3 protein-coding genes and 1 pseudogene are annotated in these 5,159 nt (G+C 71.2%); all 4 read left to right on the top strand.

Annotated elements, in window-relative coordinates; all coding sequences use genetic code 11:
• Window positions 1-99, top strand: a pseudogene (locus ABT095_RS38480) (ATP-binding protein); the annotation flags it as partial.
• 354 nt (window positions 100-453) lie between these two features.
• Window positions 454-3,870 (top strand): sensor histidine kinase, encoded by a 3,417-nt coding sequence (locus tag ABT095_RS38475; RefSeq protein WP_350534291.1) that lies wholly within the window; start codon window positions 454-456, stop codon window positions 3,868-3,870.
• A gap of 10 nt (window positions 3,871-3,880) precedes the next feature.
• Window positions 3,881-4,294 (top strand): roadblock/LC7 domain-containing protein, encoded by a 414-nt coding sequence (locus tag ABT095_RS38470; protein WP_230049933.1) that lies wholly within the window; start codon window positions 3,881-3,883, stop codon window positions 4,292-4,294.
• A gap of 161 nt (window positions 4,295-4,455) precedes the next feature.
• Window positions 4,456-5,103: a DUF742 domain-containing protein gene (locus ABT095_RS38465; RefSeq protein ID WP_350534290.1), complete on the top strand. Its 648-nt coding sequence runs from the start codon at window positions 4,456-4,458 to the stop codon at window positions 5,101-5,103.
• The last annotated feature ends 56 nt before the right edge of the window (window positions 5,104-5,159 follow it).

Genomic DNA, 5,159 nt, shown 5'->3' with positions numbered 1-5,159 from the left:
GACACCCCCGTCATCACCCTCGACGCCCGCCGACGCGACAGCGCCAAGAGCGCCCTCATCACCCTCGTCGAACACGCACTCCTCGCCCGACTGCGCTGAGACGGAGCCGTGCCACGTGCCTGTGGGGCGTGCGACCGACGGTCGCACGCCCCAGGTGTGAGAGACCGATAACAGTTCGGTAGGCATTTAAAGATCGAAACTAACGCAGCGTGACAACGGCTCACCGCTCCGCACGGAGTGGCCCGAATTTTGCCGGGCCTGCCCCCTAATGTCCGTTTTGCACCGGCCGGTTCGGCCGCGAGGCGGCTGTTTGTCCCCCATCCGCACACGTGTTGAAATTCCAGCTACCCCGTCGTCTTCGTAGGCAGTTCCACCCAGCAGCGGGCTGCGGCAAGCGGGGGACAGCCGCTGGATTGATCCATGGCCGCCCTGCGGCCGAGAGGTTGTTGTCGAGTGAGGCGTAAGCAGCCAGACACCCCGCAGCGGCGCTCCGAGCCCCGCCAGCAAGCACCGGGCGGGCCCGGTCCGGGCACCGAAGGCTTCTCCGCGTTCAGCCCGGTCGAGGACCGGACGGCCGTCGGAGCCGGACCGCAGGCGCCCACCGCGCCGCCCGGCGGTGCCGCCAAGCGCGCCGAGAACAGTGGAACGGCCGAGAGCCGCTACGAGTTCCTGGCCCCGCGCAACTGGCGCGTACCGACCCGACTCGTCGCGATCCTGCTGATCCCGGTCGTCATCGGCCTGGTCTTCGGCGGTCTGCGCGTCAACTCGTCCTTCGACGAGTACACGACCGCCGACCACGCCGAGAAGACCGCCCGCCTCGCCCGCGCCGCGACCCAGCTCGCCGACGCCTACGAGAGCGAGCGCGACCTCTCCGCACTCCCCCTGCTGAGCGGCCAGGACCCCCAGGGTCTGGTGCCCAAGCTCCGGGCCAAGAGCGACGAGGCGCTCGCCGCGTACAAGGACGCCTTCGCGAAGGTCTCCGACGACGCGGCCCTGCAGCGCCGCAACGACTCCTTCCAGCAGATGGTCGTCGCGCTCCCCCACCTGCGGGCCAACGCCTACAACAAGGAGCTCTTCGCCACCGCGACCCAGGCCGCGTACTCGGCGCTGATCGCCCCGCTGATGGCGTACGACAACTCGGTCGGCTTCGGCTCCACCTCGGTCACCAGCCGCGGCCGCGCCATCTACGCGATGTCGCTCGCCAAGGCCTCCGCCTCGACCCAGCGCGCGCTGATGCTCAGCCTGCTGGTCGGTATCGGCCAGAACGCCACCACCCGGCACGAGAACGTCGACCTCATCCAGTCGCTGCTGGTCTCCGCCAAGCTGGAGCAGGTCTCGCTCAACGAGTTCAACACCGGCTCGACCGCCGAGGACATCGGCGTCTACGCCAACTCGCTGGTCGCCGAGGCCCAGTCCGACGCCCGCGCCCCGCTGCGGATGCCCGACGGCCACACCGTGCCGACCATGCAGGGCCTGATGAACATCGGCCTCGCCTACCAGCAGGCCGCCTCCGACGGCATGCTGAACGGCCCGGAGGCGGCCGCCATCGCCGCCAAGGACGCCAGCGACTCCGGTCTGCGACCGGAGAACTGGATCCAGGCCACCGCGAGCCACATCAACGCGCTGCGCACCACCGAGTCGACCCTGCTCGACCAGGTCGTCTCCGACGCCGCCGACATCCGGGACAACGCCCAGACCGACGCCATCCTCAACTCGGCGATCGTGATCGCCGCGCTGGCGCTGGCCGGTCTGCTCACCGGCTTCATCGCCCGCTCGATGATCCTCGGCATGCGCGTGCTCAACACCGCCGCGCTGGAGATCGCCAACCACCGTCTGCCCGACCTGGTCGACAAGCTCTCCAAGACCGACCCGGAGCGGGTGGACACCAAGGTCGAGCAGATCCCGCTGTGGGGCAAGGACGAGATCGGCGAGGTCGCCCGAGCCTTCGACCAGGTCCACCAGCAGGCGGTCTCGCTCGCCGCCGAGCAGGCGCTGCTGCGAGGCAACGTCAACGCGATCTTCACCAACCTCTCCCGCCGCAGCCAGGGCCTGATCCAGCGCCAGCTGGCGCTGATCACCGAGCTGGAGAACAACGAGGCCGACCCGGACCAGCTGGAGAACCTCTTCAAGCTGGACCACCTGGCCACCCGTATGCGCCGCAACGGTGAGAACCTGCTCGTCCTCGCGGGCGAGGAGGCCGGCCGTCGCTGGAACACCCCGGTGCCGCTGGTCGACGTGCTCCGCGCCGCCGCCTCCGAGGTGGAGCAGTACGAGCGTGTCGAGCTGGCCGGCATTCCCGAGGCCGAGGTCGTCGGCGCCGCCGTGACCGACCTCGTCCACCTGCTCGCCGAGCTGCTGGAGAACGCCACCACCTTCTCCAGCCCGCAGACCCGGGTGCTGGTCAACGCCACCCGCCTGCCGGACGGCCGCGTGCTGGTCGAGATCCACGACAAGGGCATCGGCCTCACCGCCGAGGACTTCGCCGAGATCAACGAGAAGCTGGCCGAGCCGCCGACGGTCGACGTCACGGTCTCCCGCCGCATGGGCCTCTTCGTGGTCGGCCGCCTCTCCCAGCGGCACGACATCCGCGTCCAGCTCCGCCCCTCGGGCGAGTCGGCCGGTACGACCTCGCTGGTCATGCTCCCGCAGCCCCTCACCCAGCTCCGGGCGATGCCCGAGCCGGAGGAGGAGTTCACGGTCTCCCGGATCTTCGACCAGGAGCCGCAGCAGCAGGACGCCTGGGGCCAGCAGGCCCGCAGCGCGGCCGAGCTCGGCTTCGACGAGCACCTCACCGGCACCGGCAGCAGCGGCTTCAGCCCCGCGCTGGAGTCGATGCAGCGCTCGCAGCGTCTCGACCAGCGCCGCCGCGCCGCCCTGGAGGCCGGCCCGGGCGCCGAGCAGGCCGAGGGCTACGGCGACTACGCCGAGTACGAGTCCGACGTCTTCGCGCCCACCCACGAGGCCGTGGCCGAGGTCGTGGAGGAGACCGAGGAGCAGTACGCCGCGGACCAGTACGGACAGGCCCAGTACGCCGACGGGCAGTACGCCCAGCAGCCCTACGGCCAGGACGACTACCAGGGCTACCAGCAGGACGCCTGGGGCCAGCAGCAGGGCTACCAGGAGTACGGCTACGCCGAGGAGCCCCAGCAGGACCCGTACGGGCGCCAGCAGGCGGCCGAGTACGGCTACCAGGACTCCGGGTACGCCCAGCAGGGCTACGGCTACCAGGACTACCCGCAGGAGCCGTACGGCACCGGGGCCGACGAGCCGGCCGGCCACCCGTACCCGCCGGAGCTGCCGGCCGGGTCGGACACCCTGGACTCGGGCCTGCCGCAGCGGCGCCCGGGCCAGCAGCTGGCCGGTGGCGGCTTCGGCGGCGGTCGCTTCGAGGAGCAGGGCGGCGCCGAGACGCCGAACTGGTTCACCGGGGCCAAGGACACCTCCGGCGGCTCGGCCGAGCCGCAGAGCCACGAGGTGTCGGCGCTGGGTGGCTACGGCCCGACCGGCCCGTCCACCTCGCGCGAGTGGCAGTCGGCCAACGACGGTGACTGGCAGCGCGCGGAGGCACTGCGCGAGCCGTCCTCGGCCGGCACCACCGCCTCCGGGCTGCCCCGCCGGGTGCCGAAGCAGAACCTTGTCGCGGGCAACGCGAAGCCCACTCCGCAGGACGGGCCGCAGGTCTCCCGCAGCCCCGAGGAGGTGCGCGGCCGGCTGACCAACCTGCGCCGCGGCGTCGAGCAGGGCCGCAACGCGAGCGGCGATTCCGGCAACACCGGAAGCTTCCGGATCGACCCCGACCAGGGGCCCTCCGGCAACGGACAGCAGAACCGCACCGATCTCTTCGGCGGCTCGAACCACCAGGAGCGTTGAGTTGAGTCAGATGAGCCAGGCCGCACAGAACCTGAACTGGCTGATCACCAATTTCGTGGACAACACCCCCGGGGTGTCGCACACGGTGGTGGTCTCCGCCGACGGGCTCCTGCTCGCCATGTCCGAGGGCTTCCCCCGCGACCGCGCCGACCAGCTCGCCGCCGTCGCCTCCGGCCTCACCTCCCTCACCTCCGGCGCCAGCCGGATCTTCGAGGGCGGCGAGGTCAACCAGACCGTCGTCGAGATGGAGCGCGGCTTCCTCTTCCTGATGGCCATCAGCGACGGCTCCTCGCTGGCCGTACTGGCCTCCCCGGACTCGGACATCGGTCTGGTCGGCTACGAGATGGCCCTCCTCGTCGACCGCGCCGGCGCCGTCCTCACCCCTGCTCTACGCGCGGAACTCCAGGGCAGCCTGCTGCACTGACGGTTCGTCGGATACCGTCCTGGTATTCGAAAGACCTCATTGCTCTTCCCGGGCCCGCCCCCGCGGGCTCGGGAAGAGCGTTGTACGGCTTTCGCACCACCGGCCCAGGCCTTCGGACCTGAGCTCGCACCGCACCGCCGCACCATGTGAGGAGAGGAACCGTGACCCCGCCCGACGACCGCAGCGGCCAGTACGGCGTTCCGTACCCTGGCACCGGCCTTGACGCCTTCGGAGCCCCCGGCGTCGGCCACGGTCAGCAGTACGAGCAGCCGTACGCTCCGCACGGCTACGGTCAGCCGCAGGCGCCGTACGGCCAGCAGCAGTTCTCCCCGTACGGGGACCAGAGCTTCGCTCCCCCGGCGCCGGGCTTCGCGCCCGGCCAGGGCCGGCGCGGCCCCGAGTACTTCCCTGAACAGGCCCCGCCCGCCGAGCCGGGCGGCGTCGAGGAGTACGACGAGGAAGAGGACTCCGGGCCGCTGATCCGCCCGTTCGCGATGACCGGCGGCCGCACCCGCCCCCGGTACGAACTCGCCCTGGAGGCCCTGGTCTCGGCGAGCGTCGCCCCGGACCGGCTCGCCACCCTGCTGCCCGAGCACCAGCGGATCTGCACCCTCTGCACCGAGGTGAAGTCCGTCGCGGAGGTCTCGGCCCTGCTGAACATCCCTCTGGGAGTGGCCCGGATCCTCGTCGCCGACCTCGCGGAGGCCGGTCTCGTCGCGATCCACCAGCCCGCCGCCGGCGGCGAATCCGGCAACCAGCCCGACGTCACCCTGCTCGAAAGGGTCCTCAGTGGACTTCGCAAGCTCTAACGCGGCCGCCCCCAGCCGCGCCACCACCTCCGCGAAGATCGTCGTCGCGGGCGGCT

It is taken from the genome of Kitasatospora sp. NPDC002227 (assembly GCF_040296285.1).
Lineage (GTDB): Bacteria > Actinomycetota > Actinomycetes > Streptomycetales > Streptomycetaceae > Kitasatospora.
This window is presented reverse-complemented; position numbering and strand designations above follow the sequence as displayed.

Coding starts and splice junctions, on each gene's coding strand:
- ABT095_RS38470 (WP_230049933.1), top strand. CDS start 3,881: ATGAGCCAGGCCGCACAGAACCTGAACTGGCTGATCACCAATTTCGTG.